Genomic DNA, 865 nt, shown 5'->3' with positions numbered 1-865 from the left:
CGACGGTCGCGCAGCTGCGGGCGATCGGACGTGCCGTCGCGATCGCCCCTGGGGTCGCGGCGCGGCGTGAAGCCGGGCCAGGTGCGCGGGTCGCCATCGCGGTCGCGCCCGCGCGCGCCCTCACGCCGGTTGTCGTCGTCGCGGCCGCTCCAGCGCTTGTCGTCCCCGCGCCGGTCGTCTCCGCGCCGGTCGTCCTCGCCCCAGCGCTTGCGGTCGTGCTCGTCACGACGATCGTGGCGCCAGTCGGGGCGTGGGTCGATGCGCGGCCGAGGCTGCACGATGGCGCGCGGAGGCATCCGCGGCGGGCTCCAGTAGCCCGGCACCCAGTGCGGGCGCGGGCCGACCCGGTTCCAGTAGCCGTCGATCCAGAGGTAGCCGGCGGCCGGCGGCAGGCCGCGGTATTCGACGCGCGGGGGCGGCGTGACGATCACCGTCTCGCGCTCGTAGTAGCGGCCGCGGTCGTAGTAGCGATCATCCTCGTAGTAGCCGTAGTCGTCGGCGGGAACCACCGCGCAGCCGCCCAGCCCGAGGCAGGCGGCGAGCAGTGCGGGCCAGGTTGCCGGGCGGAGTCTCATGGTGGGGTCCTTCACGAGGGGCGGGTGCGGAGCGGTTCCGGGGGGCGGTTGGAGCCGCGGGGCGAATCGCCCGCGCGGCCCCTTCCGCGTCTCTGCTGTCTCCACGCGAACGATAGGCCAAAGCCAGCGCGCCGGGTGGCCGGCGCGGTAATCAGTTGTGACCGCGGGGAGCGCCGCCGCGGACGCCGCCGTGTGCCGCGTTCACGCGCCGAGCAGGACGACGCCGGCGCCCGCGATCGCGCCACCGCCGACGCGCAGCGCGAGGCGGCCCGCACGCGTGTCGGGCAGCA

The 865-nt window shown here is 76.1% G+C and carries 1 protein-coding gene; it reads right to left on the bottom strand.

Annotated elements, in window-relative coordinates; genetic code table 11:
• Nucleotides 1-575 (bottom strand): YXWGXW repeat-containing protein (locus C667_RS24455; protein WP_004390951.1); only part of this gene is annotated, 575 nt, incomplete at its 3' end.
• Nucleotides 576-865 lie beyond the last annotated feature (290 nt).

The organism is Thauera phenylacetica B4P (genome assembly GCF_000310225.1).
Lineage (GTDB): Bacteria > Pseudomonadota > Gammaproteobacteria > Burkholderiales > Rhodocyclaceae > Thauera > Thauera phenylacetica.
This window is presented reverse-complemented; position numbering and strand designations above follow the sequence as displayed.